This window comes from Microtetraspora sp. AC03309 (assembly GCF_020826795.1).
In the GTDB taxonomy this organism is placed as follows: Bacteria; Actinomycetota; Actinomycetes; order Streptosporangiales; family Streptosporangiaceae; genus Microtetraspora; species Microtetraspora glauca.
In genome coordinates this window covers 58,085-82,931 of the sequence record NZ_JADDIL010000017.1, presented here as the reverse complement: position 1 = coordinate 82,931, position 24,847 = coordinate 58,085, and the positions used below count along the sequence as shown (strand labels likewise).

Genomic DNA, 24,847 nt, shown 5'->3' with positions numbered 1-24,847 from the left:
CCGACGGGTGATCGCGGGGTGATGTCGTCCACCTGCCGGCATACCCTCCTCACGCTGTCGCCTGTCGGGATCGATCAAGGCCGGTTTCGCTTTGCTGGCTGGCACAATCGCCGGTACTCTGTCTTGAGCCGATCGGCAACCAGGAGGCTTCGCCTAGTCAGGTCTATGGCGCCGCACTGCTAATGCGGTTTGGGTCTTAAGCCCATCCGGGGTTCAAATCCCCGAGCCTCCGCAGGTCAGAGCCCCTCTCGCGACTTCAGCGAGGGGGGCTCTTTGGATCTTCACAGGCGCCGTAGTTGCAGTTTTAGTTGCAGTTGCTCTCAGGACTCGCCCCAGAGGGCTGCCCCCATGCGCTCGCTCGCGTCCTGCATCAGCGCACCTGCCACATGGGTGTATCGCTCGGTCGTGGTCACCCGCGCGTGGCCGAGGATCTCCTGAACGACGCGGATGTGCACGCCCTGTTCCACAAGGAGAGTCCCGGCGGTGTGGCGGGCGTCGTGGAGACGGGCTTCCCTGACCCCGGCCTGCTTGAGCAGTGCCTTCCACATCTTGTAGTCCTCGCTACGCTCCATCGGCCGGCCCCGCCTCGTCGGGAACAGCAGGTCGTGATCCTCCCAGAGGCCCCCGGCTTCCGCGCGTTCAGCGTCCTGGAGCTTCTTGTGCTCGCGGAGGACGGGCAGCAACTCCGGCGGGCACTGGAGGGTCAACCTGCTCCGGCCCTTGCGTTGCCGAAAGACGATGCCCCCGCCGGTGCGCTTCGGGCAGCGGTCGGCGTGGCCGGTGCATCCCTTGCGGCATGTCCTCGTCGGGCAGACGTGGCCGCGCCGCGTGCAGTCCTGTGGACAGCCGGGTTCGTGCCTGTGGTCTTTGCACCGCGGCTTGCACGGCCATCGGTGCCACTCCTTGCCGCACTCGTGGGGATTGTCGCAGCCGTGCCGCCACGGGGACCGCTGCGCCTGGTACCAGGCTTTGATCACACCTGTTTGGAGATCGACGAAGGACCAGCGGAGGCCGAGTGCTTCGCCCTGACGGATGCCGAGGGAGAGCGCGACGGACCATCGGGCGGCGTTCCTGCGTGGCTTGGCGGCTTCCAGGATCTTCCGTGCCTCGTTGCGGGTCAGCGGTGCGAGGTCAGGGTCGGCGGCGACGGGCGCGTCAATCAGGGTGGCGACGTTCTTCGTGACCTTGCCCCGGCGCATCGCGATCTTCAGCGCGCGCGACAGGATGCGATGGACCTTGAGAACTGTGCTGGAGGAGAGTCCCTGTTCGAGCATCGTGGCGTACGCCTTGTCCAGGTGCTCAGGGGCGAGCCGGTCGAGGCGATGACGGCCGAGCAGCGGAATGATCCAGTGCCGGGTCTTGGAACAGTAGTCCTCCAGCGTCCGAGGCGCCATCTTTCCGGAGGCGACGAGGCGATCACAGATCACGTCGAGGTACTCCGTCATCCACTCCGCGACGTTGGGAATGCGGCCCGGCTTGCTGACGTGCCCGGCCTCTCGCTTGCCCTCCAGTTCGCGAACCCTACGGGTGACCTCCGCTTCCGTCTTCGCCATGCGGTGGCGACGATCGGGGGAGCCGTCCGGCTTGATGCCGATGGTGACCCAGCCGTGCCAGTAGCCGTCATTGCCGAGATAGATGGAGGAGCGGCCGTTCGGCTTGCGGTCGGCCATCACGCCACCTCTTGCAGGTGACGGGCGAACTCCTGAAGGGCCTCGGCCGGGACGAGGCGATAGCCCTCGTACTTGACCGAGCGCAGTTCGCCCGACTTGATCAGTCGGAACACCGCCGTACGGCTCATTCCGAGCACGACCGCCGCATCCTTGGGCCGGTAGAAAAGCCGATCCATCACGCCGCCCTCCCTTCAGTTGCCGAAAGTTCTTGTCCGTCTGCTTGGGCCTGGAGCTGGTTCAGGTGGTTGCGCCATCGCTGGCGTTCGTGGACCGAGCGCAGGAGCCGGACGCCGATGGGGTCGAGGCCGGGGTCACCAGGCTTGACCGGCCGCCAGACGTACCGGTGCGGATCGATGGGTGCGTCGGGGAGGCCGAGGGCTTCCAGCACCCAGGTACGGCGGTCGTGCTTGTGCTCGGTCAGGGTCTTGTTCGACCACTTCCGGGAGACGAGCACGCGCCGTCCGGCGTAGCCGAGGTGTTCGGGCTTGTGCGCCTTGCCCCTGCATCGGCCGGGGATCATGCCCGGCTTGGCGCCCTTGGGCTGGACTCCGTATCGGAGCCAGTTGGGGCAGGTGGGCGAACACGGCTTGTAGCGGAGGGCATTGCCGAGGCGTTCCGCGTGCTCCCGTTGCGCGGAATCCTCCGGGTCGATCGCGTCCCCGATGGACTTGGTCAGGTACTTGGACAGGTAGCGGATGCAGGTGTCCGCGTCCGTGGTCCCGGCGAGAACGCCTTGGACGTCGAGCTGTGGGCCGAAGGTCAGCACGTGCAGCGGTTCGGCGTCGTCGTCCTGGTCGAGTTCGTCGAGGGCTTCCTCCCAGGTGGGCAGGAGCGCGCCGGTTTCCGGGTCAAGGTAACCGGCGTCGTCCTCCCAGACCGGCAGGTGGTCCCCCTCGAATCTCACGGTGTCGACAGACGGCGACCACACCTGGTGATAAGTGGCCGCCGCTATCTGCTTGATCTCCGCACGCGGCAGGTGGCCCCGGACCGCCATGTGTAGGTGCGGTGCGAGCCGCTTCTGAGGTTCGACGGCCGCGAAGTACTGGACATCGAACCCGGCGACCCGGCGGAGGTTCTGCACGAAGCGGTCCACCAGCTTGGAGAAGTGCAGCGCATCCCGAGCCGCACGCGCGTAGTCATACGTGGCCGGGTCGACGGGGGCGCCGTTCTTCCTAACCCGCCCGTATGAGGGCAGGGTGAGCGTGATGAACATCGACGGTCGGAAGGTCTTGCCGTCCGCACTGGTGAAGGTCCGGCCGAGCGTAGTGTTGCTCATGGTCCGCTTGGGCAGGTCCGGGGCGTCCTGCCGCCGCCTCGTCGAGCGCGATCGCTTGCCAGTGGTTCGGCCGAGGACGTTGCCGCGCATTCCGGCCCGGTTGATCTCGTCATCGAGGTCGGCTATCGCGGCGTCCAGGTCGGTGGTGTCGTCGCCGGCCTTTTCGGCGTCGTCTCGCCAGGCTTGGGCGTCGGCTCGAAGTTCGACGAGGTAGCGCTGATGCTCGTCGGCCTCGTCGGAGGTGTTGACCGGCTCGTGATCGAGGTGCCAGCCCTCCCGGCACTGGGCCATGCGAAGCTGCCGGTTCCGCTTGGCACACGGCGGGCACTTGCTTTCCAGGGTTGCCCCGCATGGCACGTCAATGGTTTCGGCCTGACCGGTGAGAACGTCGAGCCGCCGGAGGGCGATCGGGCGGATGCACACGCCGTACTGCTTAGCGATTTCTTCGACAACCTCGCGGGCGAGTGGTTGGGCCATGCGCAGCGCGCGGGGCGTGGCCCGACCGGTGAGCCGGGCCGAGGTCGAGGAGTCGGAGGTGGGGTCGGGGGAGATCGTGGTGTCTCCCCCGGCCGGGTTGGCGTCGGTGGTGTCGGTCAACTGTCCTCCTTTCCGATCTCGGGGGAGGTGAGCGCGGTCTGTCCGCATTCGTGGCACTCGATCAGGCCGCGTACGGGGTCGAGCCAAAGCACGTCGAGCACTCCGCAGCCGGAGCAGCGCAGGCCGTCGAGGAGGTAAGCGATGGCGGTCATGCTGCGCACCACCAACGACGCTTGATGTCTCGCACGGCCTGTGATCTCATCGCCGCACCTACGTGAGGGACGTCAACCGCCCCCAGAGGAAGGGGTTCAAACTGATGAATTGGGCGGAGTCGGCAGGAGGCCCATTGGCCGTGATGGAGTCGAAGGCCCTGGAAACCTGGACGGGATACGAGGGAGATTACGAACGCGCCTGCACTGTCGAGTTCGTTGGCGTGATTCGCTTCGGCCAAGGTGCACAGGCCCTCATCCTCGGAGACGAACCAGCAGCGACCGCGTTCCAGCCCGCAAGCCGGACATTCGTCCAATGGATTTATGCCGATCCCGGAACGGATGTAGCTCGAACGCTGGAGGACGCGAAGGGTGCTCTGTGGGAGGCAGGCCCGAGGTTCGATGTCTCCGGCCCTCTGGTCCTCCTGGACGCTGCGGTGCCTGGCGTGGACGCTGTGATTGACCGACCTCGACAAGATGGCTTCGGAGCGGAAGCCATTAGCCTGGACATCGCTCCCGGTCGATATGACGTCGAGTCCGTAGACTTTCAGCCCGACGAACGGACCTGTTTCCGTCTTCACCGTTTCGTCCCCGTTGAAAGCAAGTGACGTACAGGTCATCAACCTTCGCCCTCCATCACTGGCGCGAAGTCAGTGACCATCACGCGGATGTCCTCGTCGGAGACGTACGCGGCCCGGACCCGGACGGGGTCGGGTGAGGTTTCCAGCCGGACCTATCCGACCCCAGCGCCCAGCTCCGGTATGGGTGAGATGTGGTCGGCCAGCGCCCCTCTATCGCGTGCGCCGTCGCCGAGGACCATGTCGACCTGTTCGGACTCATCGAGCCGAAGCGCGATCTTGTCCGGGAACAGGTTGCGGATGTTCATGACCTCCTTGCGCGGGTCCTGCAACGCGGCCATGACGCCGAGGCCGACCGCGCGCCCCTGGGTGGTGAGCGTGGCGAGTGCGGCCGTGATGCGCTGCTTGAGCGTGCGGTCGGACTGGTAGGCGGTCAGGAACGCCACTTCGTCGACGAGGACCAGGACGAACGGGTCCGCATTTGTCGGGATGTGGGAGCGCTGGAGTCCGGCGAAGCGGCCCGCGCGTTCCTGCATGACCTTGACCGCTTGGTCGAGCAGGTCGGCGCACTGCTCCGGGTCGGCCGCATACCGGGTGAAGAGGTCTCGGCCGAACGACAGTTCCATCAGCTTCGGGTCCAGCGCCCACAGTTCGACCAGGCCCGTCCGCATCGCAGGCAGTAAGCCGCGGATCGTCGACCACAGGAACGAGCCCTTGCCGGCCCCGGTCGCGCCCGCAATCAGGACATGCGTGCCGTGGACTTTGAGCCGGTACGGTGTGCCGTCCTCACGGGCGCCGATCTCGACCGGCCCGACCGAGACCACGTCAGGGATGGGGGCGGCGGGCAGGGGCACGGCGAGCGGGTCACGACGAGGGAAGGTCAGGACGAGCCGTCCAGCCCGCGCGATGGAAACGCGGCAGGTGCGGGAGCCGAAGCCGTGGGCGAGCTGGTCGGCACGGTCGGCCCAGTCCTTGACCGCCTGCCCGTTCAACATGCGCACGGTGACGCGGTCGGCCCAGCCGTCGCACTCGACCCCCATCAGCCGGGGTAGGTAGTCCCGGCCGCGTAAGTGCCGCCCGAGACCGGAGACGATCATTACGGGTTGCCAGTGGCGTCGGTAGATCCAGATGCGCCGCCAGAAGGCGAGCAGTCGCCAGCCGATGACCCGTCGAAACGAGGCTCGGTGCAGGGAGGCCCAGGACAGGCCCGCCAGCGTGACGAGGCCTACGAGGACCACGGCCGGGCGCCAGCCGTACAGCGTCCAGATCACGCCGGGCACGGCCGGGACGGTAACGGCGATCGGGTGCCGCCAAACGATGCGAATCAGGCCCGCGACCAGGCGCGATAGCCAGACCACGATCGTGACGAACGCCGGTGTGCGGACGACGGCCGGACGAAACACGACGGCGGTATCGGGAGTGGTGGAGACGAGGTTACGCGCCTCGTCTCCGGGGAGCTTACGGAACATTAGGCTTGGTTTCCTCTCTCAAGCATTCGCGTGTGTGGGAGATCAGGGGCCGCCGGAAGGACCAGTTCCAGCGGCCCTGCTTCATCTCTCAGGCCGCCTCACGCGCCAGGCACCGAGCGAACTCCACGTCCTCAGCCGTGACGTGGTCCCCGGCCGAGGTGGTGACGAGCACCTGCACGCCGCCGAAGACCAGCCCCAGCACCGGGGAGCGCTGCGGGTACGGGTGGTTGACCGCCGAGGCGCCCGGACCCGTCTTGAGGCTGATCGTGCTCACCGGGTGAGCCGTACGCCGCGCCATCACGCCGCGTCCTTCGCGCTCGCGGCGGCCTTGCCCGTCCGGACGGCGCGCATTTCGCGGACCCGGATCGAGTACGCCAGCCGGTTGGTGTTGCTGTTGACGTACGGCGTGACCGTGACGGCGTTGAACTCCACCGGCGTGAACGGCACCCCCGCTACCGGGGCCGGCGGAATGGGCTGAACCGCGGCCAGGATCTTGACCGCCACCGTCTTCTGCGATGGCTTGAGCGTCGGGTCGGCGTCCATGACCGCGACCTGCCAGACGAGCTCCCCCGTCTGCTTGTCGCGCGCCTGGACGAAGCGGCCGTTGGTCGAGGCGTCGAAGTCCTTGACCGCCTCGACCTCGCCCACCAGGTAGCAGCCGTGCGGGAACACCATGTCGAACGTGACCGGGATCGGTCCCTGTAGAGCCATGTCGCACACCTCTTTCTCTGTCGACCCCCCTAGACGCTTCGGCTTGAGTCTCGCCCTGTGCGAGAACTGTCTAGGGGGCTATGCGGATGACGATAACTCGGTTCTACCCCAACTGTCTAGGGGGGTAAACACAAGCTCTATGGCGTGTCCCATGGGGTGCCGTCCCGTGCTGGAATTACTCGCATGACGGAGATCATCGAAGCTGCGCATCGCGCCCTCTCCGCAGCGAATAGCGGCAGCGAGGAAGGCCGCATCCAGCTCGATCGCCTACGAGATCCTCTCTTGGAATTGGCTGCCCAAGGCGATGCCGAAGCGCAGAGCGTCCTCGGTGGAATCGCGTTGGAGCACGATGAAGATCCTGCTGCTGCATTGATGTTCTGGACGCTCTCAGCAGATCAGGGGCATCCCGCCGGGCAACGAGGACTCGGCCATCTTTATGTGACCGGTGCAGGCGTTCCTCGGGATTTAGAGAAGGCCGTGCAACTGTTTCAGGCCGCCGCCGCTGCTGGCGATCCCTTGGCGATGTTCAACCTGGCGATGCTCCACCTCAAGGGGGACGTGACCGATCGAATGCCGCCGGAAGAGGTGATGCCGCTCATGCAGGCTGCTGCGGAACTTGGGGTGAAAGAGGCGAGCGCCGTGGTCGGAGACTGGCTCGCCGCCATGAACGATGATCAAGAAGCCCTGTGGTGGTATGTCCGGGCGGCAGAGAGCGGCCACGTAGGGGCGATGTTCATAGCCGCCAGCCGGTATCGCGACGGGCTTGGAACTGCCTCGAATGCTGTCCAAGCCGTCCGCTGGTTCCTGAAGATGCTCGACTCAGGCAATGGTGATGGTGTTCACGAAGCCATCCAACTTGCTAGGTCGATGACGGATGAGCAAATCCGCGAAGCGGCAAACCTTGCAGGTCGTCGACCTGACGCCCAAGCCCTGATTTCCGCAGTACGCCCCAGGTGAAGTTGTGCACGGGGACTACAGCAAGGCGTGGAACGCAGTTGCGTCGTCGAAGGTCTTGCCCCGTGGCCAGCGCCAACCAGTAACGTCGGAGCGTTCGGCCTCACGGACTTGGCGGATAAGTTCGGCGGGGCCGTCCTGGTCGAGGATGTCGAGGGCTTGCCGCCAGGTTGCGAGGCCGAAGCGGTCGACGAGGCGGGATGCTCCGTCGCTGAGGAGCGCAGCAGCACGGATCTGGTCAGCGGGCAGTGTTCCTGTGAGGGCCTGTTCGGCGGCGAGGGGGTCGGATGAGGCGACCCAGAATCCGCCGTTGTGGTTGCGGTGCGCCCGCATGGCTTCCACGTACGCACGCAGAGCGGCGGCGTGATCGGGCGTGCCGGAGTCGAGGGCATCCATGGTCGTCCGGTAGCGCTTGCCGACCTGTCCTTCCCGGTCGTCGGTGATGGTGATCGGATCCTCTGTGCCGATCACGTCGAGCACGAGGACGGAGTCGGCCAAGACGAGATAGTCCAGATCATCACCGGTACGGCGGAGTATGACGACGGTTGCCGAGGGCGAGCCGGGGTGGTTGACGTCGCAGGTGAAGTCATGCAGAGACGTTGTGGCCTTGATCCCTTCGGCCAGGATCCCGGTCAGGGGGCCGGCGCTTTGGGTCAGGGACGCGATCAGTGTTGAGCCGAGGGTCCGCGCGTACCAGGCCACGCCATGCGTGCAGCCGGATTCTGAGCCCGCAGGCGTGCCCGCACCGTCGAGGAGGACCACGGCGTCCGGTGTGGCGGCGATGAAGTCTTCGTTGGGCCGGTCGGGGGATGCGGGTTCGGTGGCGAAGGTGACGACGCGCATCAGGTGTCCTCGTGGCGGTAGAGCGGGCTGGCGAGTTCCGCTGTGACCGGTTCCCCTGTCTGTGGGTCGTATTCGACGCCGACCACGGTGGAGAAGAGCCCGTCCCCGGCTTGGCCCCACAGGGTGGCGATCTCGGTGGTGATGAGCTGGACCACGCCGAGCGTGCCCTGTGGGTGGATGCCGGTGAAGACCAGGACGTTGCCCTTGCCGTCCGGCCGGGGCAGCCGCCCCAGGTACGCGTAGTCGACCGGCCGGGCCGGTTCGCTGTCGGAGCCGGACCGGTAGGTCGTACCGGTGCGGGTGTCGCGGAGCGTCCAGGTGCCGTCTTTGACCCACTCCAGGACGGGATCGGATTCGTACAGCGCGCCCATGACCGGGGAGAGCTTGGGACCGCAGATCACGATGAGGTTGGGCCGATTCAGATCGATCTCGCCGCCGAGGGGGACGTGTTCGAGTTCCATCGACAGGCCGAAGCCGCGGGCGAGGTCTTCCAGCCGCTTGGCCGCTGCGACGTCTTCCATCGCGATGACGGGGCGGGCGTTGGTGGCTTCGCGCTTGAGCGGGGTGGCAAGGGTGATGGTGCCGGTGCCGAGGAACGCGCCCTCAGGTGCTGGACCGGTGTGGCGGATCTGGTGGATCCGGCCACGGGTGAGCCCGGCCGCCTGGGCGATCTGCGCATAGGACATGCCTTGCGCGTGCAGTTCTTGGATCACGCGGCGGCGGAGCCGGGCAAGTTCGGTGACCTCTTGCTGAGCGGCATTCAGCCGTTCGGTGGCGGTCCGCAGCAGCAGGTACGGATCGTCGATGGCGGCTATGCGCTCAAGGTCGCTCGGTGGCATTGCTCCCCCAGGGTTGAACTCCGCTGAGTCTAGACCCCTGGACAGAATGCCGTCGATCCCCCTAGACGGTATGACTTCGCCCGTTTTGGGATTTGTTGCCCGTATGGCGGAGCGCCGATTGGGGACACCTCGCGGACTCATCTCGCCCGTCCGGCCATGATGTCCGCCCAGACCGCGCGGGCCTGCCGGAGCGGCCAGCGGTTCGTCTCGACGATCGAGACCGGAGTTCCCTGGATGGTGCGGCGGATGAATCCGACACCGGCCATCTCGTACAGCTCGTAGAACCGGGCCGTGCAGTCACACGTCCACGCCACCACCCTGCAGCGGTCGCCGGGCACGAACTCAAACCACTTCAGCTCGCGGCAGTTGGGTTGCGGCAGAGACAGGTGTGGGGCGACGCAGTCGCTCATCTGCCGGTCGCTGCCATGGCTGGGGCGGGGTCGAGGACGGCCCACACGGTGCGGCCGTTGTGGTCTCCCAGGACGCCCCAGCCGGTGGCGAGGGTGGAGACGAGCATGAGGCCGCGCCCGCCTTCGGCCTCTTCGTAGGCGGGGAGCAGTTCCGGGGAGCGGGGGCCGCCCTCGTCGGCGACGCCGAGCCACAGCCGCCGGTGGTTGACGCGGATGGTGACGATGAACAGCCCGCCGAATCTGCCGCTGGCCGAGTGCCGTACGGCGTTGGTGGCCAGTTCGCTCACGATGAGTTCGGCCGATTCCAGGGACGGCCAGCCCTTCAAGAAGGTGGTGACGAAGCGGCGGGCTTCGGTGATCGAGGCGGGGGAGCCGAGGAAGTGGCGGGACATTCGCCAGCCTGACATGGGCGTACTCCGTTGTATAGGGGGCTATACATCCATGTCGGCAGCGTATGACCAACGCTAGAAGCTACTCAAGGTATTCGACGTATAAATGCGCCAGGACTGGCTACTTGCTCGCGAGAGCGCGGTAGTCCGCCCCGATCTGCCCCAGAAGATCCCGTAAGGCATCGTCGTATACAGCGGCAGCCGCGAACGCCTCGAACACGTCCATATGCGTGTCGATCTCGCTGGACTCCGTCAGGGTGAGATCACCCGTCAGGCTCTCGACCACGCTCACCGCGCCGTCGTAGATCGTGAACCCGTGGAGAGGGAAGGCCGGCGCTTCCACGCTCCAGGGCACGACCCCCAGGCGCACATGGGGAAGCGTGGACACCTGGGCGAGCCGGTCGAGCTGCGCCGGCATCAGCGACGGCGATCCCGGCCACGTCCGCACCGCGCCCTCCGTCAGCACGAACGCGAACTTCCGACCAGGCTCGAACACTGCGGCCTGCGACTCGACCCGTACGGCCGCCGCCTTGGCCGCGTCGTCCTGGTCCACGTCGTGGCCGATCGAGAGTGCGAGCCGGGCGTACTCGGCCGTCTGCAACAGCGGCGGAATCATTGCCGAGGAGAACACGGCCATCCATTGAGCCGAGCGAACCCGTGCGGCGTTGGCCGCTTCTCGGCCGGCAAGTCCACTCTTCAACCGGGACACCTCGTCACGCAGTCGCAGCAGCAGCGTGTCCAACTCACGCCGCCTGTCTTCGTCGAGGTTAAGCGCCGCGGATACCCGCTCGACCGTCTCTGGAGTCGGCAGCAGCCGCCCAGTCTCCATCCGAGAGATAGTCGGCTGAGCCACCCCGGCCCGCTGTGCCAGGTCTTTACCGGTCAGCCCTGCATCCTTACGAAGCCGCCGCAACAGCTCCCCCAGCTCCCGCAACCGATCCCGTCGCTCCTCCACACAGAGGGTTCTATCACGGGCCTATCCGCTACTTGGGGAGAAACAGGGCAACGATTGCTGCGATACAGGAGATGAGGGATGTTAGGCCCGCGATACTCGCTAGGACCTCTTTGGGGGAAATCCATAGGCCGTGATTCATTCGGCGAAGCTTCTCCGAACCTAATCGCTTGAAGATATTCTGCCGCTTGTGCTGCTGTAATTGGCAGCCTGCCATCAGGCCGTATGCATTGTTTCTGCAAGGTCCCTCTCTGCCCTGCGCTCCACAGGGGCGAGGCACCCGAAACAGGAAGTAGTAGATCGCAAGAAGCGAACCCAGGATGAGGAACGGAGCAAGTTTTCCTCTGTCGTCCATCACCCACCAGGCCACCATAAGCCCGATCAGCAGCACGTAGCCCCAGTATTTTTCGACGAATCCCTTTTTCTTCCTCTTCTTGCTCTCGGCCACGCACGGAACGTATCGACCGAAGGCAGGCCCGAAAAGAGAGATCTTAATAACCAAGGGTAAGATGAGCCTGTATTGACAGGGGAGAGAACCGAGCTATCCCTGGCCAAAGCATGCTTCATGCATTGGAGGATGCTATGAGAAGCATCACCCGAGTTACAGAGGCGGACCCACCTGTCATACCTCAGAGGCGTCCACGGCTGCATGCCAGACAACGCGACGTCCACCAGTTCGACGCTCAGTGCCGCGCACTTACGAGCGCTGCAAGGCCCATCTTGCCGAATTGATCTTTTAGGGATCAAGGGCGGCGCTCCGCGCCGCCTCGCGGCCCTGCGCCCGCTCGGCGGCCGGGCATGCGGCCTGGGGGCCGGTCCCGGCCGCCAGCAGCTCGGGCAGCGGAGCAACGAGAATGCACACGTCTCCAGCGCACAGCTAAATCACTGCCCCCAAGCGCTACAGGCCCCCATCCCGGCCACTACCAAGAGCGGACCCGTGCCGATAGCGTCAAGCGCTATGGCCGAATCCTTCTACCTGTTCCTCATGTTCCTTCCCCTCTTAGCGCCAGTGACGGCTGCTGCGGCCATCGGGTTGGTGGTCCACAGCATCGTCGTCCGCGTCCGAGGACGTCAGGAACGAGCACGAGTGGTGTGGGCGAAACTCGCCATCATCGGAATTTGTGTCGCACTCGCGACCTACGGAGCAGGGTTGTTCTCAGGTGGCCTGCTCTATCTCGCTGACCCAGAGGATCTGTGCATGATCGCTGGGCCTGGCCACTCTTACTCGTCGGCGCCATCCCACCTGCTGCCACTGCGCAATCCCATATGCGTGTACGAGGGCCAGCGCGTCGACCTGGTTCCTGCCTTCGTCAATCCCGTCTTCTTTATCTCCATCAGCCTGTTCATTACTGGCGTGGTTGGAGTAGTCGCCTCACGGCGATCGCGAAGCCAAGCTACGCGGCATAGTCCGGCCGCATGATGCCCTTCCCGCCGAAGATGCCTCCGGCGAGGGCCTCGGCTCCGGGATGATCGCCCGAGCATGAGCCGGTCCGTAGCTGGCTGAGGTGGAAGCCTGATCGTCCCGCCAGCCACGACCCAGGCAAGCCCAGCAGACCGACTCCTACGGCTCAAGCCCGTCTGTGGCCGTAGGCATCCGATGGCCGAGGAACGGCGACCGGCTCGCGTACACGCGAAGACGGGCTTGCCCCTCCGTCGCCGGCCCGCTGCCGCTCCGCGGTGGGTCGAGGCAGACGGGAAGATCAGTCAGCCGAAGGCGTGCGCGGGCGCGCATTTCAAGATCCGGCACATACGCGGAACGCTGCCGATGGACGACGATCGACGCAGCGCCGGGCCGCAGGTCAGGAGCCCACTCCCCCATCAAGATCAATCCCACTCATAATCCGATGGCCCTTTGTCCTCCTCGCTGCTCAAGTGTCCCGGCCGCGCCCGCCGAGTCAAGGGCGCCTACGGCGTCGCTAGGCGATCAGCTTCGCTGACCCTTGACACGGCGGTCCCGTCCTGGGGGTCGGCAGCTACGAGGAGGACGGGAGCGGAGCAGGGGCCGAGCCGCGCGCATTGCGTACCGCCGCAGGTCGGCGCCTGACCGCCGGGCCATTAGCGGGCCATTAAGCAGGGTGACGAGGGGTCAACCACGGTCACTCATGACCCGACCGAAGCCCAGGTCAGCCGCCCTGCGAGGCATGATCCATGCAATTCCCAAGCTGGTAGCCCACCATCACTCAGGTCCATTGCGTGATCATTGGATGATGCGAGCACGAGTGAGCGACTTCCGCTGGCCTGATCTTGAAGGTGGCCGGAGTATCGGTGATCCCGCCCATGCCTGTGAGCTGTTGGAGATGTACGTCGGCCCGCAGGACGAGCCGGGCGAGGAACGGTTACAGCTCACCGTCTGCACTCCGTCCGCCCTCGCCGAGCGGTTGCATCATCATCCCTTCCTCATCGGTCGTCACTGGCTCTTCGTTCCTGAGCTCCGCCCTCCCGAGGTGGTCAGATGGTTGACTGATCGGATGGCTGCTCTGGAGGCCCCGACGTGGAGTGAGCTAGCCGCGAAGATCGGCCGGCTCGGAGAGTGGGAGTTCGAGGACGACGAGGGGTAACGCCTCCCGCCGTAGTTGCAGTTCTAGTTGCAGTTCTCCGCCGTACCAGGCCGTTCCAGGAGGACCGCCGAGCGGTGTTGGTCCAGGTGGAACGGATCGGGACGGGCAAGATCCGAGCTGCTAATGCGGTTTGGGTCTTAAGCCCATCCGGGGTTCAAATCCCCGAGCCTCCGCAGGTCAGATCCCCTCTCGCGACTTCAGCGAGGGGGGCTCTTCTGATTTCTGGGACCGGCAAGGTCGCGGTTTGAGTTGCAGTCAGTCGACTGGCGACGTGACGCCCTGAACGTCGACCTGAGCCCCGAAGCGGACCACATGCAGTGGCTCGACCTCGTCGTCCTGGTCGAGTTCATCGGCCCGGGATCGGGCCTCCGGGATCAGGTCGCGAGCGCGGTGCGGCGGCCGCGGCGGGCCACCTCGCGCTCCAGGTACCACTCCACGGCCAGCAGCGGGATCGTCCAGCCGAGCCAGCCGGACAGTCCGGAGATCGTCCACGCCATCAGGTCGGGGTCGCCGTGGAAGACGGTGTCCTGCAGCGGGGACAGGGCGATGATCAGGATCCCGGTCCACACCCGGTTGGTGATGATGGAGTAGGTCAGCACGGTGCTGCGCAGCATCCAGCGCCGGTGGTCGACGTACCGGCGGGCGCGGGCGGCGCGCCAGCCCGCCACGGCGAAGGCGAGCCACAGCAGGGCGAGGAGTACGTCGCTGACCGCGAGGAACGGCCCGAACGGGGTGCGCGCCCCGATGACCAGGCCGGTCAGCCCGGCTGGCAGCACCCCGGCGAACACGTAGACCCGCCCGGCGCGCCGGTGCCACACCGGGTGCCGCCGGCGGAACCACGGCCACACCTGGAAGAACGCGGTGACCATGGCGACCGAGGCGAACAGCACGTGCGCCACGAGCAGCGGGTAGTGCGGGCCGAACCCCTCTGGCTGCGGCACCCGGGACAGCGACGGGTCCCCGGTCAGGTACGGCGGCAGCGAGAACGCGAGGAACCCGGCCGTGATCAGGCCGAGCGGCACCGTCCAGCGGCGCCGCCACCACGGACGCCGGCGGGCCGGTACCGGCGGAGGACTGTCGATCGTCGTATGCATGACGGCTCCAGGGAGGACGGTCGAGTGGATGCGTATGTCATACGCTTATTGCGTATCATATACGCAAAGCGTAGGCCATACGCAAACTGATAAACTCCCTGGAATGCCGGACGACATCAGAGACGAGCTGCCGCACGCGCTGAACGTGCTGTGGGGGCGGGCCAAGCCGAAGGGGCGGGGACGCACGCCCGCGCTCAGCCTGGAGCGGATCGTGGCGGCGGCCGTCGCCCTCGCCGACGAGGAGGGCCTGGCCGCGCTGTCCATGGCCCGGCTCGCCGAACGGCTCGGCTGCGCGCCCATGTCGCTGTACCGGCACGTGGCCGGCAAGGACGACCTGCAGCTGTTCATGCTGGACGCTGTGCCCGGCCCGCCGCCGGAGTTCGACACGGCGCCGGCCGACTGGCGCGGCTCACTCACCCGGTGGGCCGTCCAGCTGTTCGGCGTCTACCTGCGGCATCCGTGGATCGTCCAGCTGGTGAACTCTCCGCCGATGGACCCCGGCCAGCTCGCCTGGCTGGACGCCGCGCTGCGCGCCCTCGGCGGCACGCAGCTGGACCAGCGGGCCCGGTTCTCGGTGGTCATGCTGGTGCTGCACTACGTGCGCGGCGCGGCCCAGCTCCTGACGTCCATGACCGCCGAACCAGAGGAAACGGCCGACAGGGCGTACGCCGCCCTGCTCACCGAGCTCGCCGACCCCGGCCGGTTCCCGGCGTTGGCCCGCGCGGTCGAGGCCGGGGTGTTCGCCCCTCAACCGGGGGCCGGTCCGGACGACGACTTCCGCGCCGGCCTGGACTACCTGCTCGACGGGGTGGGGGTGGCGGTCGAACGCGCCGCCCGGGCCTGAGCCGGGTCAGCCGGCCGGCGCGGCGGCGACGCGCTCGCGCCGGGTCGGGCATGTCCGTGCCAGGACGGCGCGTGGACGATGAAAGTTGCATCCGTCGGCTCGGCTCACCAGGGAGCCCGACGCCGCCGAATGACCCGCCTACCGCGCCGGGGACGCCTGAAGTCCGGGGTGTCTCGCTCACTGCGGTGCGCCTGCGCTGGGCGGCCGCCACCGACCCGGACGGCATCGCCTGCTACTCGGTGTACGAGGACAAGAACGGCACCGGCAGTCTGGTGGCCACCTTCCAGCCCGCAGTCACGGAAGGTACGGTCTACCTGCCGTGGCCTCCGGCCGGCGTCGCTTCGGGGACATCGTCACCCCGTCGCCCTCGGTCAGATGCGATGTGGAGTACGCCTCCTGGTCCTGGGACTCCGGGATGACCGTGAATGTGGGAATCACCGACACCGGCTCCACGGCCATCGCCGACTGGCGGCTCACCTTCACCTTTCCCGACGTCGGCCAGCATGTGACCTCGGGCTGGTCGGCCGAGTGGTCGCAGGCACCAACACGGGCGCCGACCCCACCCCGGCACGCTTCCTGATCAACGGCGCCGCGTGTAGTTAGGCGTGTGCGGGTCGCCCGTGCGGGTCGCATGGATGGCCGGCCGACCGCGGATCGTGGGTCGATCCGTCAGCCCGGGCCGCGGATGACGACTGTGGTGATCGGCCCGCCGGCGGCGTACGTCCCGAAGTACCACTGATGGCCCGGCGGTGCGGGCGGGTGGATTCCGCGAATGATGGCGACGATGGCCTCGCCGAAGGCCACCACCGGCTCGACCCGCACCTCGTCAGCCCCTCTCCAGATCACATGCAGGTCGTCCGATACGAGCCAGGCCGCGGCTTCTTCGGCGGTGATCGTGCCCCGCCTCCTGAGGCGTTCACATGCCGCCTCGACCAGAGCGATGAACTCCTCAGTGTGCCCGTCGACCCAATCGTCCAGCGAGAACAGAAGGTCGCTGATCGCCGCGTGGAGACACATGTCGTCCAGCACGGCGGACAGCCAGCGTGGTCGTGACCGCGGTTCCATGGCCTTGATGACATCGGTCATCTCGGCGAGCAGGATCCCCTTGGAGACATCGAACACCCAGAATTCGAAGTCTCGATATTCGCCCGGAGTCGTCTTGCTCACCTACGGAGTCTCTCAGCGCTGGAAGGGGCCTTGGGACACGCCTGCTCGGGCGTGATCACCTCGCTGAGCAGGCTGCGAAGTACGATCGGTTAATGACCGAAATGACCGAAACCACGCCCAGTTGGCTCAGCCCAGAAGAACTGGAGTCGACCCGCGCGCGGATGCCGATCCTCTACGTTGACGCCGTGCCGGTACGCGTCGACGACACAGGAGTGGTCACGCGTGTCGGCCTGCTGTTGCGCATCGGATCGGACGGGACGGTCAGCCGGGCCCTCGTCTCCGGCCGCGTGCTGCACCACGAGCGGGTCCGTGACGCGCTCATGCGCCACCTGGAGAAGGATCTCGGGCCGACGGCGTTGCCGCGCGTCCCCGCCTCTCCGCAGCCGTTCACCATCGCCGAGTACTTTCCGACGCAGGGCATCACGCCCTACCACGATCCCCGGCAGCACGCGGTGTCCCTCGCCTACGTGGTGCCGGTCGTGGGCGACTGCCGTCCCCGGCAGGACGCCCTCGACCTCGTCTGGTTCACGCCGGAGGAGGCCGCGTCGCCCCTGGTGCAGCAGGAGATGGCCGGCGGGCAGGGCGTCCTGCTGAAGCAGGCACTCGCGTACGTCGGGTGCCTTTCCTGACCGCTCAGGCGGGGTGGTGATCAAGGCTCCGGGGCGCCACGGTTCGGTGTCAGAGCATGAGCATCATCAGGATCTCGTCGCGATCGTCGCCGGGCGCGAGCCGCAGCGCGCCGGGCCGACGGCCGATCTCCTTCCAACCCAGCCGGCCGTAGAAACCTTCGAGTCCCACACCGCCGCGCGCGGCGAGGTGAAGCTGTTCAAGGCCCAACTCCTCGCGCGCCAGGTCGCGTACGCGGTGCATCAACGCGGCGCCGACACCCCTGCCCCGGAAGTCGGTGTGCGTCTGGACGTGGTGAACTGTGCCCCAATGCGCGATCAGCGGGTTGACGTCCCGGCGTACGTTCAGCCAGCCCGCCAGCACCCCGTCAACGAAGGCCAGAAGGAAACGGCTGCGCCGCGGATCGAGGCCGGCGATGAGCTGATCGGCCACCGACGCCACCTCGTCGAAGCCGACAGGAGGGAAGGGGAAGCCGGCCGCGCCTCCCGCGTTGCTCACTGTGACCCAGCACTCGATCAGCTCCCGTCTCAGCTCGGGAGACATCTCCCGCCGATCGGCGATCTGGCGGAAGTCCGGCGCATCCTTGTTCCTCACGGGCCATCAGCCTGCCAGCGGCCTCCGACAGAACGTGTTCCTCACCTCTTGATCACGCGGGAGGCGACATGTCAGTCGGACTCGGGGCGTCGCCTGAGGAGCCGCCAGCCCGCGAAGGCGAGTGCGGCGCCGGCGCCGGCCGCTCCCGAATAGATCCCGATCGGGGCCCGGCCGTCTCCCGAGGAACTGCCTGAGGTGTTGGGGGTGAGGGTGACCGCGGGCGACGGCGTGGGTGCCGGAGCCGCTGTCGGCTTGCCGAGTGCGGTGAGAAGCGCCTTGCCCAGGCGCTCCCCGCTGTAGCCGTCCTGGTCGCGTACGATCCCGTCCCTCGGGCGGAGCGGGCCCGTACCGGGGCGGACCATCTGGTCCCCCGAGCACAGCGAGGTGTGCAGGCGCACCCCGGGGTCGACCTGGAACAGGCCCGACTTGCCCGCCGAGGCGAAGACCAGGTAGCGCGAGCCGACCGTGAAGTTGTATCCGCACGCGGCGCTGTCGGCGTTGGTCGCGACCTGGAACTCCGCCTTGGCCGCGCCCTTGTAGATCTGGTCGGCTCGGAAGGTGTAGACGATCGGCGGCGTTGGGCCGAGAGGATCGCCGTCGATCCGGCGGATCGCGGTCACCGTTCCCGTGAACACGGAGGCCGACCCCTTCATCTGCTGGGACGGCTTGAGCGGCATGCAGGAGCAGGCGCATGCCGTACTGGGAGTGAACGCGACCGTCCCGATGATCAGCAACAGGACGGCGAGCAGTCGATATCTCATGCCCGTATCACGTACATGTCCGCAGGCCGGTTCGGTGGACGCCACGCTGATCGCCTGCGGCGCGGCGACCTACGGCTTGCGGCCGACGCCGCCGAACTGGAACACGTCGCGGTCCTGGAAGCTGGTCTCCGGCTCGGGCCGCCACTTCGGCAGTGACACCAGGCCGGGCGTCAGCAGTTCCATCCCCGCGAAGAACTCCTTGAGCTGCTCGGGGGTGCGCAGGGTGAGCGGGGTGGCCTCGCTGGCGTTCCACTTGGCCGCGGCGTCGTCCATCGACGAGCTGTGCACGCTGTGCGCGATCGCCATGTAGCTGCCGGAGGGGAGCGCGTCCCGCAGCGCGCCCACGGCGGCGTGCGCCAGCTCGGCGTCGGGGACGAACTCCAGCACGCCCATCAGCATCAGCGCGATGGGACGGGAGAAGTCGAGCGTCAGCGCGGCCGCCTCCAGGATGGGCTCGGGCTTGCGCAGGTCGGAGTCGATGTACGCGGTGGCTCCGTCAGGCGTGCTCTGCAGCAGCGCGCGGGCGTGGACCAACACGATCGGGTCGTTGTCGACGTAGACGATCCGTGCCTTGGGGTTGACCCGCTGGGCGACCTCGTGGGTGTTGTCCGCGGTCGGGATGCCCGTGCCGACGTCGAGGAACTGGTCGATGCCGGCGTCGCCGGCGAGGTGGCGTACGACGCGGCCGATGAACTGGCGCTCGGCCCGCGCGTTGACCGGCAGGTCCGGCATGACCTTCACGATCTCGTCGCCGACTTCGCGGTCCGGTCCGTAGTTGTCCTTGCCACCCAGCCAGTAGTCCCATACGCGGGCCGAATGCGGGACGGAGGTGTTGATGCGTGCCAGCACCTCATTGTCGATCTCGCGGGATTCCCCACCCATCACAGCCTCCTCAGCGGTGTCGAAGACGACATGCCCAGGAGATCAACTTAGACGATTAGCGCCTGATAGGCGGGCAAATCGCGACACATCAGCGTATTTCACCGCATTGCCGTCAAGTTGTACGACTGCGTGGTGTCGAGGCGAGGAGCGCGACAGGTAACGAATCCGAAGTGTGAGCATGGCGGTACGAAGGGTGAAGTAGGGAGATTGCGGGGGTACAGGAGACCTATCTTCCGCAACTCGGTTGGAGGGACCATGGGTCGCTTCGGGGTTGTCCGTATTGGGGTGGCGTGTGCGGGCTTGTTGGCGCTCGCGGCATGCCAATCCACAGAGACCAAGACGGCGGCGAACGCGACGCCCAACGCGAAGGCGGCGGCCGCTTCCGCCGAGCTGACGCGGAAGGCCAACGCGGCCGCCGCCGCCAAGGTGAGAGCCAACGAGCTGGGCAAGATTCCGGTGATCATGTACCACCGGATCACCGACAAACCCGGCGGGACCGACGACCGCACGCCCGCGCAGTTCCGGACTGAACTGGAGCGTCTGGCCTCCGAGAAGTACGTGCCGATCACCGCGACCGAGTACGTCACCGGGAAGATCGCCATCCCGGCGGGCACGCACCCGGTCGTGCTGACGTTTGACGACTCCTCGCCGTCGCAGCTCACGCTGGACGAGATGGGCACGCCCAAGGCGGACACCGCGGTGGGCATCCTGCTCGACGTCGCCAAGAAGCACCCGGGCTTCCGGCCTGTCGCCACCTTCTACGTGATCCGCGACATGTTCGGGAAGTTCAGCCCGGAGGAGCGGGCCCAGGTCCTCGGCTGGCTGTCCCAGAACGGGTTCGACATCGGCAACCACACACGGGATCACCTGAACCTGCTCGGAAAGTCGGAGAAGGAGGTGACCGAGCAGATCGCCGCCGGGCAGAAGCTGATCACCGATCTGGACAAGAAGGTCCAGGTTCACACCCTGGCCCTGCCGTACGGCAACCAGCCGCGTGACAAGAAGTGGGCGCTGCACGGCTCTGGGAACGGCGTCCGGTACGACTACCAGGGGGTCTTCCTGGCGGGGTACACCCCGGCGCCGTCGCCGTTCACCAAGGAATTCGACCCGGTCGGGATCCCGCGGATCCGGTCGATGGACAAGAAGGGCGACTGCGTGAAGTTCTGCTCGACGGCCTGGCTGGACGAGCTCAACGCGCACCCGGACGAGCGCTTCACCTCCGACGGCAACGTCGCCACGGTGGCGTACCCGAAGTTCAAGGCGCCCTTCGTGGACAAGAACTTCGCCGCCATCGCCCTGCCGTACTAGCGGAACCGGGCCGCGTCAGCTAGTCGCGGTCGTGTGCCTGCCTGCGGCCCTCCTCCAGGAACGCCGTGACCGCGTCGGCGCCGCCCAGCTCGGATATCGGGCGGGCCGCGCCGAAGGTCATGTTCCAGAACGAGCCCTCCCTGGACTGCCAGGGCCCGACGTAGGCGTACGGTTCCTCGATCTCGCTGTTCCCGAGGGACACGCCGTAGTTGATCTCGTCGCTGCTGATGCCGAGGTCGAAGTGCTCGGGCCAGAGCACCGGGGTCAACTCGGGGTCCAGGTGGCGCAGCGCCGTCTCGCCGATGGCCAGGCAGTCCGCGATGTACTCGGCGGCGGCGGGATCGACGTCGACCACCTCGTCGCTCTGGACGCCGGACCCGTCGCGGTAGAGCCCCTCGGGCGCGCCCGCCCGGACTCCGGCGGCTTCGGCCAGGGCGGCGAAGGTGACGTCCCTGAGGGGGAGGACCAGCCCGGTCCCCGTCACCAGCGTGTCGCCGTCGACCCGCAGGTCCGGCGCGGTGATCGTGGCGAATCCGCCGGAGGCGGCCCTGAGCCGGATGGTGCCGCTCAGCCGGTACTGCGGGCCGGCCATGACCAGTTCGGCCACTCCGTGCAGCGCGCGCCGGGTCCTCGGCAGGTCTTCGATGCGCATCCTCATCTCCTCCTCGGCTCGGCCGTACCCGTCCATCGTGTCTGACGGAGCGGCCGGGGAAGGGATTTACGCGCGGAGTAGGCTTGCGGTGAAGTCCGCAGTACGTCAAACGGGGGCGGGCCGATGGTGACCACTGAGCCCACATGCGAGCTTCATCTCCGGATGGTCGGGCAACTGCACGACCTCGTGTTGCGCGTGCACAAGCCGCCGCTGACCGAGGACGAGGTGGCCCGCTGGATGCAGTCGGGCGCGGTGATCCGGCTGGAGGTCTCCGAGATGGGCACCCAGGTCGCGCACAGCATGCTGGTCAACTTCGGCAACGTCGGGTTCGCCTGGCTGTTGCCTTATCGGGCGGGTCGCGGCCTGAACTTCTGACGGGTCACTCGCAGTGGTTCGCGTGCCGCTGCTCCGTACGGCCGATGGTCAGCACGTCCGGTGACGCGTGGTCCACCTGCAGCGTGGTGTGCCTGATGCCGTACTCCTCGTGCACGAGCCGCTCGGCGGCCAGCCGTACGGCGTGGCAGTCCGCGCCGGGGGTGACGAGGATGTGCGCGGACAGGGCGGGGTAACCGGAGGTCACCTCCCAGACGTGCAGGTCGTGCACCTCGACCACCGCGTCGAGCGCGGCCGTCCTGCGGCCGATCTCGGCCGGGTTGATCCCGGCGGGCGCCGCCTCCATGAACACCCGCGCCGAGGCGCGGACCAGGCGCCAGCCCGCCTTGAGCATCAGCGCCGCCACGACCAGCGCGGCGACGGCGTCGGCCCGGCCCCAGCCGGTCAGCCAGATGACCAGCCCGGCGATGGTGGTGGCGATGAACGCGTAGAGGTCGTTGAGTATGTGCTGGAAGGCGCCCTCGACGTTGAGGCTGCCCCTGTCGGCGCGGGCGAGCAGCCAGGTGGCGGCGATGTTGACGGCGATCCCGGCCAGGCCGGTCACCACGACGTAGACGCCCTCGACCTCGGGCGGCGTGATCAGCCGGTGCGCGGCCTCGTAGACGAAGTACGCGCTGAGCAGCAGCAGGGTGATGCCGTTCAGCTGGGCCGAGATGATCTCGGCGCGTTTGAGGCCGTAGGTGAACCCGCCCTGCGGAGGGCGGGCGGCGATCCGCATCGCGACCAGCGCGAGCACGATGGCGATGGCGTCGGTGAGCATGTGCCCGGCGTCGGAGATGAGCGCGAGCGAATCCGCGATGACGCCGACGGCCACCTCGACGGCCATGAACGTGACGATCAGCAGGAGGGCCGCCGTCAGGAGGCGCCGGTCGGCGGTCGGGCTGACACCGTGTCCATGACCGTGCCCCTGACCGCGTCCCTGACCGTGTCCCTGATCGTGTCCGTGACCGTGGCCGTGGTCCGCCATCGTACGGATCCCTCTCGTTTTGTCCCGTTATGCGAGCTTAGCGCGCGACGTTGGAAATAATCGAGACGTTTGTCAACGATATGTAAGTGAGCGACTACGCTTCGTGAGCATCATAGGTTGTATGGCAGTCAGCCTTCCCAACGCGCTGGGGACCACGCTCCTGGTGATCACGATGCTGGATCCGTCGCCGGGGCGGACCCAACTGGCCACCTCGTCGTCCTGTCCCGCTCCTCGGCTCGTGTCCCATCGCGGCTACGACGCGACGGAGAACACGCTCGCGGCCTTTGAGAACGCGCTGGACGCCGGCTCCGAGCGGGTCGAGTTCGACGTCCACTTCACCAGCGACCACCAACCCGTGCTGATGCACGACGCCACAGTCGACCGTACGACCACGGGAACGGGACGGGTCGCGGACATGACGCTGGCGGAGTTCCGCGCGCTGCGCACCGCGGACGGCCAGCGGCCCCCGACCCTGATGGGCGCGCTACGGCTGGTCCGTGACTGGGGCGGCCGCGCCATGGTGGAGCTCAAGGAGGTTCCGGACGCGGAGGACGTGCGCGCGCTGCGCGAGGTGTACGAGGTCCTGGACGCCCGCCGGTGGGCGAGCATCACGTCGTTCTCCGCCGCCGCGCTGCGGGCGGTGGGCTCCATCGGGGCCACGCGGGGGCTGCTTTCCTCGTCCACGCTCCGCGTGTCGGCCGCCGCGGGGTTCTCCTTCGTCGGCGTCCGGTACGACCGGCTGACCAGGGCGCTGGTGCGGGAGTTCCGCGCGGCCGGACTGCCCGTCTACGCGTGGACCCCCAACGACCGGGGCGACTGGCGGCGTCTGGCCGATTACGGCGTGAGCGGCGTCGTGACCGACCGGACGCCGGCCTACCTGGCCTGGGCCAGGTCGGCGTGTTCCGTCCCGGTCACAGAGTGAGCAGGACCTTGATCGCGCCGTCGCGCTTCTTCTGGAAGATCTCGTAGCCGTGCGGCGCCTGGTCGAGCGGCAGGCGGTGCGTGGCGAGATCCATCACGCCCAGCGGATCCCTGTCGTCGTCGACCAGCGGCATGATCTCGTCGATCCACCGCTTGACGTGCGCCTGGCCCATCCGCAGCGTGATGCCCTTGTCGAACATCCGCAGCATGGGCATCGGGTCGGCCATGCCGCCGTAGACGCCGATGATCGATATCGTGCCGCCGCGCCGTACGGACTCGATGGCGTGGTGGAGCGCGGAGAGCCGGTCGACGCCCGCGTTCTCCATCAGCGGCGCCGCGACCCGGCCAGGCAGCATGCCGGTGATGCTCTGGGCGAGCTTGGCCACGGGCGATCCGTGCGACTCCATGCCGACCGCGTCGATCACCGAGTCGGGCCCGCGGCCGTCGGTGAGGTCGCGGAGGGCCTCGGGGATGTCCCTGTGGCTCTGCGCGTCCACGGTCTCGACGCCGTGCCTGCGTGCCATGGCGAGGCGCTCGGGTACGCCGTCGACCGCGATGACCCGGTGGCCGTGATGCCGTGCGATGCGGGCGCACATCTGGCCGATGGGGCCGAGGCCGAAGACCGCGACCGTGCCGCCCTCGGGGATGTCGGCCCACTCGACGGCCTGCCAGGCGGTGGGGAGGACGTCGGAGAGATAGATGTACCGCTCGTCCGGAGGCCCCTCGGGGACCTTGATCGGGCCGAAGTGGGCCTGCGGGACGCGGAGGTACTCCGCCTGCCCGCCCGGCACCTCGCCGTACAGCTTGGTGTAGCCGAACAGGGCGGCGCCCATCCCGTGGTCGCGGACCTGGGTGGTCTCGCACTGGGCGAAGAGCCGGCGGTCGCACATGAAGCAGTGCCCGCAGGAGATGGTGAACGGGATGACCACCCGGTCGCCCGGTTTGATGTTCTTGACGTCGGACCCGACCTCCTCGACGATGCCCATCGGCTCGTGGCCGAGGATGTCGCCTTCCAGCATGAACGGGCCGAACAGCTCGTACAGGTGCAGGTCGGAGCCGCAGATCCCGGACGTGGTGACCTTGATGATGGCGTCGGTGGATTCCTTGAGCGCCGGGTCGGAGACCTCCTGGACCCGTACGTCGCGTTTTCCGTGCCAGGTGAGTGCCTTCATGAGGCCCCCGCTAACCCGGCCTGTGGTCGCCAAACGGGACAAATGCGATAAAAGGCGTTCTTTGCGAGAA

The 24,847-nt window shown here is 67.3% G+C and carries 32 protein-coding genes and 1 tRNA gene; 11 read left to right on the top strand and 22 right to left on the bottom strand.

Annotated elements, in window-relative coordinates:
• The first annotated feature begins 142 nt into the window (after positions 1 to 142).
• A tRNA-Ser gene (locus tag IMZ11_RS12540) sits at positions 143 to 232 on the top strand.
• An 88-nt stretch (positions 233 to 320) separates the two neighbouring features.
• Here the strand turns inward: IMZ11_RS12540 and IMZ11_RS12535 are convergent.
• The 4 genes from IMZ11_RS12535 to IMZ11_RS12520 all read right to left on the bottom strand — a co-directional run bounded on the left by IMZ11_RS12535 (position 321) and on the right by IMZ11_RS12520 (position 3,695).
• Positions 321 to 1,670 (bottom strand): site-specific integrase, encoded by a 1,350-nt coding sequence (locus IMZ11_RS12535; protein ID WP_228640933.1) that lies wholly within the window; start codon positions 1,668 to 1,670, stop codon positions 321 to 323.
• The gene (locus tag IMZ11_RS12530) at positions 1,670 to 1,846 is read right to left on the bottom strand and encodes a helix-turn-helix domain-containing protein (protein WP_228641019.1); all 177 of its coding nucleotides are present in this window, start codon (positions 1,844 to 1,846) and stop codon (positions 1,670 to 1,672) included. Before IMZ11_RS12530 ends, IMZ11_RS12535 begins: the two co-directional genes overlap by 1 nt.
• Positions 1,846 to 3,423 (bottom strand): helitron helicase-like domain-containing protein, encoded by a 1,578-nt coding sequence (locus IMZ11_RS12525; RefSeq protein WP_228641017.1) that lies wholly within the window; start codon positions 3,421 to 3,423, stop codon positions 1,846 to 1,848. The genes IMZ11_RS12530 and IMZ11_RS12525 overlap by 1 nt, the downstream gene beginning before the upstream one ends.
• A 116-nt stretch (positions 3,424 to 3,539) precedes the next feature.
• On the bottom strand, positions 3,540 to 3,695 hold the full coding sequence (locus IMZ11_RS12520) for a hypothetical protein (RefSeq protein WP_228640931.1): 156 nt from the start codon (positions 3,693 to 3,695) through the stop codon (positions 3,540 to 3,542).
• A 104-nt stretch (positions 3,696 to 3,799) separates the two neighbouring features.
• On the opposite strand from IMZ11_RS12520, the gene IMZ11_RS12515 reads away from it, so the two are divergent.
• Positions 3,800 to 4,300, top strand: coding sequence for an Imm21 family immunity protein (locus IMZ11_RS12515; protein WP_228640929.1), 501 nt, complete (start codon positions 3,800 to 3,802; stop codon positions 4,298 to 4,300).
• A gap of 125 nt (positions 4,301 to 4,425) precedes the next feature.
• On the opposite strand, the gene IMZ11_RS12510 is transcribed toward IMZ11_RS12515, so the two are convergent.
• The 3 genes from IMZ11_RS12510 to IMZ11_RS12500 form a co-directional block, all read right to left on the bottom strand.
• Entirely contained in the window at positions 4,426 to 5,739 is a 1,314-nt protein-coding gene (locus IMZ11_RS12510; protein ID WP_228640927.1) for an FtsK/SpoIIIE domain-containing protein, read from the bottom strand.
• An 88-nt stretch (positions 5,740 to 5,827) separates the two neighbouring features.
• Positions 5,828 to 6,013 (bottom strand): hypothetical protein, encoded by a 186-nt coding sequence (locus IMZ11_RS12505; RefSeq protein ID WP_228640925.1) that lies wholly within the window; start codon positions 6,011 to 6,013, stop codon positions 5,828 to 5,830.
• Between the two features lie 23 nt (positions 6,014 to 6,036).
• Positions 6,037 to 6,450: a plasmid replication, integration and excision activator gene (locus tag IMZ11_RS12500; RefSeq protein ID WP_228640923.1), complete on the bottom strand. Its 414-nt coding sequence runs from the start codon at positions 6,448 to 6,450 to the stop codon at positions 6,037 to 6,039.
• Positions 6,451 to 6,633: 183 nt separating this feature from the next.
• Between IMZ11_RS12500 and IMZ11_RS12495 the strand changes: the two genes are divergently transcribed.
• The gene (locus tag IMZ11_RS12495; protein WP_228640921.1) at positions 6,634 to 7,407 is read left to right on the top strand and encodes a tetratricopeptide repeat protein; all 774 of its coding nucleotides are present in this window, start codon (positions 6,634 to 6,636) and stop codon (positions 7,405 to 7,407) included.
• Positions 7,408 to 7,422: 15 nt separating this feature from the next.
• Here the strand turns inward: IMZ11_RS12495 and IMZ11_RS12490 are convergent, their stop codons facing one another.
• The 7 genes from IMZ11_RS12490 to IMZ11_RS45185 all read right to left on the bottom strand — a co-directional run bounded on the left by IMZ11_RS12490 (position 7,423) and on the right by IMZ11_RS45185 (position 11,699).
• The gene (locus tag IMZ11_RS12490; RefSeq protein WP_228640919.1) at positions 7,423 to 8,247 is read right to left on the bottom strand and encodes a protein phosphatase 2C domain-containing protein; all 825 of its coding nucleotides are present in this window, start codon (positions 8,245 to 8,247) and stop codon (positions 7,423 to 7,425) included.
• A complete protein-coding gene (locus tag IMZ11_RS12485) occupies positions 8,247 to 9,086 on the bottom strand; it encodes a sigma-70 family RNA polymerase sigma factor (RefSeq protein ID WP_228640917.1) in 840 nt (279 codons plus the stop codon). Before IMZ11_RS12485 ends, IMZ11_RS12490 begins: the two co-directional genes overlap by 1 nt.
• A 137-nt stretch (positions 9,087 to 9,223) precedes the next feature.
• A complete protein-coding gene (locus tag IMZ11_RS12480) occupies positions 9,224 to 9,496 on the bottom strand; it encodes a hypothetical protein (protein WP_228640915.1) in 273 nt (90 codons plus the stop codon).
• The gene (locus tag IMZ11_RS12475) at positions 9,493 to 9,903 is read right to left on the bottom strand and encodes an ATP-binding protein (protein ID WP_228640912.1); all 411 of its coding nucleotides are present in this window, start codon (positions 9,901 to 9,903) and stop codon (positions 9,493 to 9,495) included. Before IMZ11_RS12475 ends, IMZ11_RS12480 begins: the two co-directional genes overlap by 4 nt.
• 103 nt (positions 9,904 to 10,006) lie before the next feature.
• Entirely contained in the window at positions 10,007 to 10,840 is an 834-nt protein-coding gene (locus IMZ11_RS12470; RefSeq protein ID WP_228640910.1) for a helix-turn-helix transcriptional regulator, read from the bottom strand.
• Positions 10,841 to 10,868: 28 nt separating this feature from the next.
• Complete coding sequence (locus tag IMZ11_RS12465; protein ID WP_228640908.1) at positions 10,869 to 11,285, bottom strand: hypothetical protein; 417 nt, start codon at positions 11,283 to 11,285, stop codon at positions 10,869 to 10,871.
• Between the two features lie 288 nt (positions 11,286 to 11,573).
• Entirely contained in the window at positions 11,574 to 11,699 is a 126-nt protein-coding gene (locus IMZ11_RS45185) for a hypothetical protein (RefSeq protein ID WP_255706347.1), read from the bottom strand.
• A 96-nt stretch (positions 11,700 to 11,795) separates the two neighbouring features.
• Between IMZ11_RS45185 and IMZ11_RS12460 the strand changes: the two genes are divergently transcribed.
• On the top strand, positions 11,796 to 12,257 hold the full coding sequence (locus IMZ11_RS12460) for a hypothetical protein (protein ID WP_228640906.1): 462 nt from the start codon (positions 11,796 to 11,798) through the stop codon (positions 12,255 to 12,257).
• Between the two features lie 721 nt (positions 12,258 to 12,978).
• The gene (locus IMZ11_RS12455) at positions 12,979 to 13,395 is read left to right on the top strand and encodes an Imm8 family immunity protein (RefSeq protein WP_228640904.1); all 417 of its coding nucleotides are present in this window, start codon (positions 12,979 to 12,981) and stop codon (positions 13,393 to 13,395) included.
• Positions 13,396 to 13,769: 374 nt separating this feature from the next.
• Here the strand turns inward: IMZ11_RS12455 and IMZ11_RS12450 are convergent, their stop codons facing one another.
• Positions 13,770 to 14,489, bottom strand: a complete 720-nt coding sequence (locus IMZ11_RS12450; protein ID WP_228640902.1) for a DUF2306 domain-containing protein — start codon at positions 14,487 to 14,489, stop codon at positions 13,770 to 13,772.
• Positions 14,490 to 14,592: 103 nt separating this feature from the next.
• Here IMZ11_RS12450 and IMZ11_RS12445 point away from each other — a divergent pair, with 103 nt between their 5' ends.
• Complete coding sequence (locus tag IMZ11_RS12445; RefSeq protein ID WP_228640900.1) at positions 14,593 to 15,333, top strand: TetR/AcrR family transcriptional regulator; 741 nt, start codon at positions 14,593 to 14,595, stop codon at positions 15,331 to 15,333.
• Between the two features lie 319 nt (positions 15,334 to 15,652).
• The gene (locus tag IMZ11_RS46685; RefSeq protein WP_228640898.1) at positions 15,653 to 15,913 is read left to right on the top strand and encodes a cellulose binding domain-containing protein; all 261 of its coding nucleotides are present in this window, start codon (positions 15,653 to 15,655) and stop codon (positions 15,911 to 15,913) included.
• Positions 15,914 to 16,002: 89 nt separating this feature from the next.
• On the opposite strand, the gene IMZ11_RS12435 is transcribed toward IMZ11_RS46685, so the two are convergent.
• Positions 16,003 to 16,500, bottom strand: coding sequence for a hypothetical protein (locus IMZ11_RS12435; protein WP_228640896.1), 498 nt, complete (start codon positions 16,498 to 16,500; stop codon positions 16,003 to 16,005).
• A gap of 92 nt (positions 16,501 to 16,592) precedes the next feature.
• Here IMZ11_RS12435 and IMZ11_RS12430 point away from each other — a divergent pair, with 92 nt between their 5' ends.
• Complete coding sequence (locus IMZ11_RS12430; protein WP_228640894.1) at positions 16,593 to 17,129, top strand: NUDIX hydrolase family protein; 537 nt, start codon at positions 16,593 to 16,595, stop codon at positions 17,127 to 17,129.
• 49 nt (positions 17,130 to 17,178) lie between these two features.
• Here the strand turns inward: IMZ11_RS12430 and IMZ11_RS12425 are convergent, their stop codons facing one another.
• From IMZ11_RS12425 to IMZ11_RS12415, 3 genes are all read right to left on the bottom strand, one after another.
• Positions 17,179 to 17,721, bottom strand: a complete 543-nt coding sequence (locus tag IMZ11_RS12425) for a GNAT family N-acetyltransferase (protein ID WP_228640892.1) — start codon at positions 17,719 to 17,721, stop codon at positions 17,179 to 17,181.
• A 71-nt stretch (positions 17,722 to 17,792) separates the two neighbouring features.
• Positions 17,793 to 18,482, bottom strand: coding sequence for a hypothetical protein (locus IMZ11_RS12420; protein ID WP_228640890.1), 690 nt, complete (start codon positions 18,480 to 18,482; stop codon positions 17,793 to 17,795).
• Positions 18,483 to 18,551: 69 nt separating this feature from the next.
• On the bottom strand, positions 18,552 to 19,364 hold the full coding sequence (locus IMZ11_RS12415; protein WP_228640888.1) for an SAM-dependent methyltransferase: 813 nt from the start codon (positions 19,362 to 19,364) through the stop codon (positions 18,552 to 18,554).
• A 300-nt stretch (positions 19,365 to 19,664) separates the two neighbouring features.
• On the opposite strand from IMZ11_RS12415, the gene IMZ11_RS12410 reads away from it, so the two are divergent.
• A complete protein-coding gene (locus tag IMZ11_RS12410) occupies positions 19,665 to 20,672 on the top strand; it encodes a polysaccharide deacetylase family protein (RefSeq protein ID WP_228640886.1) in 1,008 nt (335 codons plus the stop codon).
• 19 nt (positions 20,673 to 20,691) lie between these two features.
• Here the strand turns inward: IMZ11_RS12410 and IMZ11_RS12405 are convergent, their stop codons facing one another.
• Positions 20,692 to 21,324, bottom strand: a complete 633-nt coding sequence (locus tag IMZ11_RS12405; protein WP_228640884.1) for a hypothetical protein — start codon at positions 21,322 to 21,324, stop codon at positions 20,692 to 20,694.
• 123 nt (positions 21,325 to 21,447) lie between these two features.
• Here IMZ11_RS12405 and IMZ11_RS12400 point away from each other — a divergent pair, with 123 nt between their 5' ends.
• Entirely contained in the window at positions 21,448 to 21,699 is a 252-nt protein-coding gene (locus IMZ11_RS12400) for a hypothetical protein (protein ID WP_061261641.1), read from the top strand.
• A 4-nt stretch (positions 21,700 to 21,703) separates the two neighbouring features.
• Here the strand turns inward: IMZ11_RS12400 and IMZ11_RS12395 are convergent, their stop codons facing one another.
• A complete protein-coding gene (locus IMZ11_RS12395) occupies positions 21,704 to 22,684 on the bottom strand; it encodes a cation diffusion facilitator family transporter (protein WP_228640882.1) in 981 nt (326 codons plus the stop codon).
• A gap of 121 nt (positions 22,685 to 22,805) precedes the next feature.
• On the opposite strand from IMZ11_RS12395, the gene IMZ11_RS12390 reads away from it, so the two are divergent.
• The gene (locus IMZ11_RS12390) at positions 22,806 to 23,606 is read left to right on the top strand and encodes a glycerophosphodiester phosphodiesterase family protein (RefSeq protein WP_228640880.1); all 801 of its coding nucleotides are present in this window, start codon (positions 22,806 to 22,808) and stop codon (positions 23,604 to 23,606) included.
• Here the strand turns inward: IMZ11_RS12390 and IMZ11_RS12385 are convergent.
• Positions 23,596 to 24,777, bottom strand: a complete 1,182-nt coding sequence (locus tag IMZ11_RS12385) for a zinc-dependent alcohol dehydrogenase (RefSeq protein WP_228640878.1) — start codon at positions 24,775 to 24,777, stop codon at positions 23,596 to 23,598. The two genes, IMZ11_RS12390 and IMZ11_RS12385, sit on opposite strands and share 11 nt — an antisense overlap.
• Positions 24,778 to 24,847 lie beyond the last annotated feature (70 nt).

Coding starts and splice junctions, on each gene's coding strand:
- IMZ11_RS12490 (WP_228640919.1), bottom strand. CDS start 8,247: ATGCGCGTCGTCACCTTCGCCACCGAACCCGCATCCCCCGACCGGCCC.
- IMZ11_RS12460 (WP_228640906.1), top strand. CDS start 11,796: ATGGCCGAATCCTTCTACCTGTTCCTCATGTTCCTTCCCCTCTTAGCG.
- IMZ11_RS12500 (WP_228640923.1), bottom strand. CDS start 6,450: ATGGCTCTACAGGGACCGATCCCGGTCACGTTCGACATGGTGTTCCCG.
- IMZ11_RS12535 (WP_228640933.1), bottom strand. CDS start 1,670: ATGGCCGACCGCAAGCCGAACGGCCGCTCCTCCATCTATCTCGGCAAT.
- IMZ11_RS12400 (WP_061261641.1), top strand. CDS start 21,448: ATGGTGACCACTGAGCCCACATGCGAGCTTCATCTCCGGATGGTCGGG.
- IMZ11_RS12515 (WP_228640929.1), top strand. CDS start 3,800: ATGAATTGGGCGGAGTCGGCAGGAGGCCCATTGGCCGTGATGGAGTCG.
- IMZ11_RS12420 (WP_228640890.1), bottom strand. CDS start 18,482: ATGAGATATCGACTGCTCGCCGTCCTGTTGCTGATCATCGGGACGGTC.
- IMZ11_RS12520 (WP_228640931.1), bottom strand. CDS start 3,695: ATGACCGCCATCGCTTACCTCCTCGACGGCCTGCGCTGCTCCGGCTGC.
- IMZ11_RS12385 (WP_228640878.1), bottom strand. CDS start 24,777: ATGAAGGCACTCACCTGGCACGGAAAACGCGACGTACGGGTCCAGGAG.
- IMZ11_RS12430 (WP_228640894.1), top strand. CDS start 16,593: ATGACCGAAATGACCGAAACCACGCCCAGTTGGCTCAGCCCAGAAGAA.
- IMZ11_RS12510 (WP_228640927.1), bottom strand. CDS start 5,739: ATGTTCCGTAAGCTCCCCGGAGACGAGGCGCGTAACCTCGTCTCCACC.
- IMZ11_RS12450 (WP_228640902.1), bottom strand. CDS start 14,489: ATGCATACGACGATCGACAGTCCTCCGCCGGTACCGGCCCGCCGGCGT.
- IMZ11_RS12405 (WP_228640884.1), bottom strand. CDS start 21,324: ATGCGCATCGAAGACCTGCCGAGGACCCGGCGCGCGCTGCACGGAGTG.
- IMZ11_RS12390 (WP_228640880.1), top strand. CDS start 22,806: ATGGCAGTCAGCCTTCCCAACGCGCTGGGGACCACGCTCCTGGTGATC.
- IMZ11_RS12455 (WP_228640904.1), top strand. CDS start 12,979: ATGATCCATGCAATTCCCAAGCTGGTAGCCCACCATCACTCAGGTCCA.
- IMZ11_RS12480 (WP_228640915.1), bottom strand. CDS start 9,496: ATGAGCGACTGCGTCGCCCCACACCTGTCTCTGCCGCAACCCAACTGC.
- IMZ11_RS12415 (WP_228640888.1), bottom strand. CDS start 19,364: ATGGGTGGGGAATCCCGCGAGATCGACAATGAGGTGCTGGCACGCATC.
- IMZ11_RS12485 (WP_228640917.1), bottom strand. CDS start 9,086: ATGCCACCGAGCGACCTTGAGCGCATAGCCGCCATCGACGATCCGTAC.
- IMZ11_RS12475 (WP_228640912.1), bottom strand. CDS start 9,903: ATGTCAGGCTGGCGAATGTCCCGCCACTTCCTCGGCTCCCCCGCCTCG.
- IMZ11_RS12530 (WP_228641019.1), bottom strand. CDS start 1,846: ATGGATCGGCTTTTCTACCGGCCCAAGGATGCGGCGGTCGTGCTCGGA.
- IMZ11_RS12525 (WP_228641017.1), bottom strand. CDS start 3,423: ATGGCCCAACCACTCGCCCGCGAGGTTGTCGAAGAAATCGCTAAGCAG.
- IMZ11_RS12495 (WP_228640921.1), top strand. CDS start 6,634: ATGACGGAGATCATCGAAGCTGCGCATCGCGCCCTCTCCGCAGCGAAT.
- IMZ11_RS12445 (WP_228640900.1), top strand. CDS start 14,593: ATGCCGGACGACATCAGAGACGAGCTGCCGCACGCGCTGAACGTGCTG.
- IMZ11_RS12395 (WP_228640882.1), bottom strand. CDS start 22,684: ATGGCGGACCACGGCCACGGTCACGGACACGATCAGGGACACGGTCAG.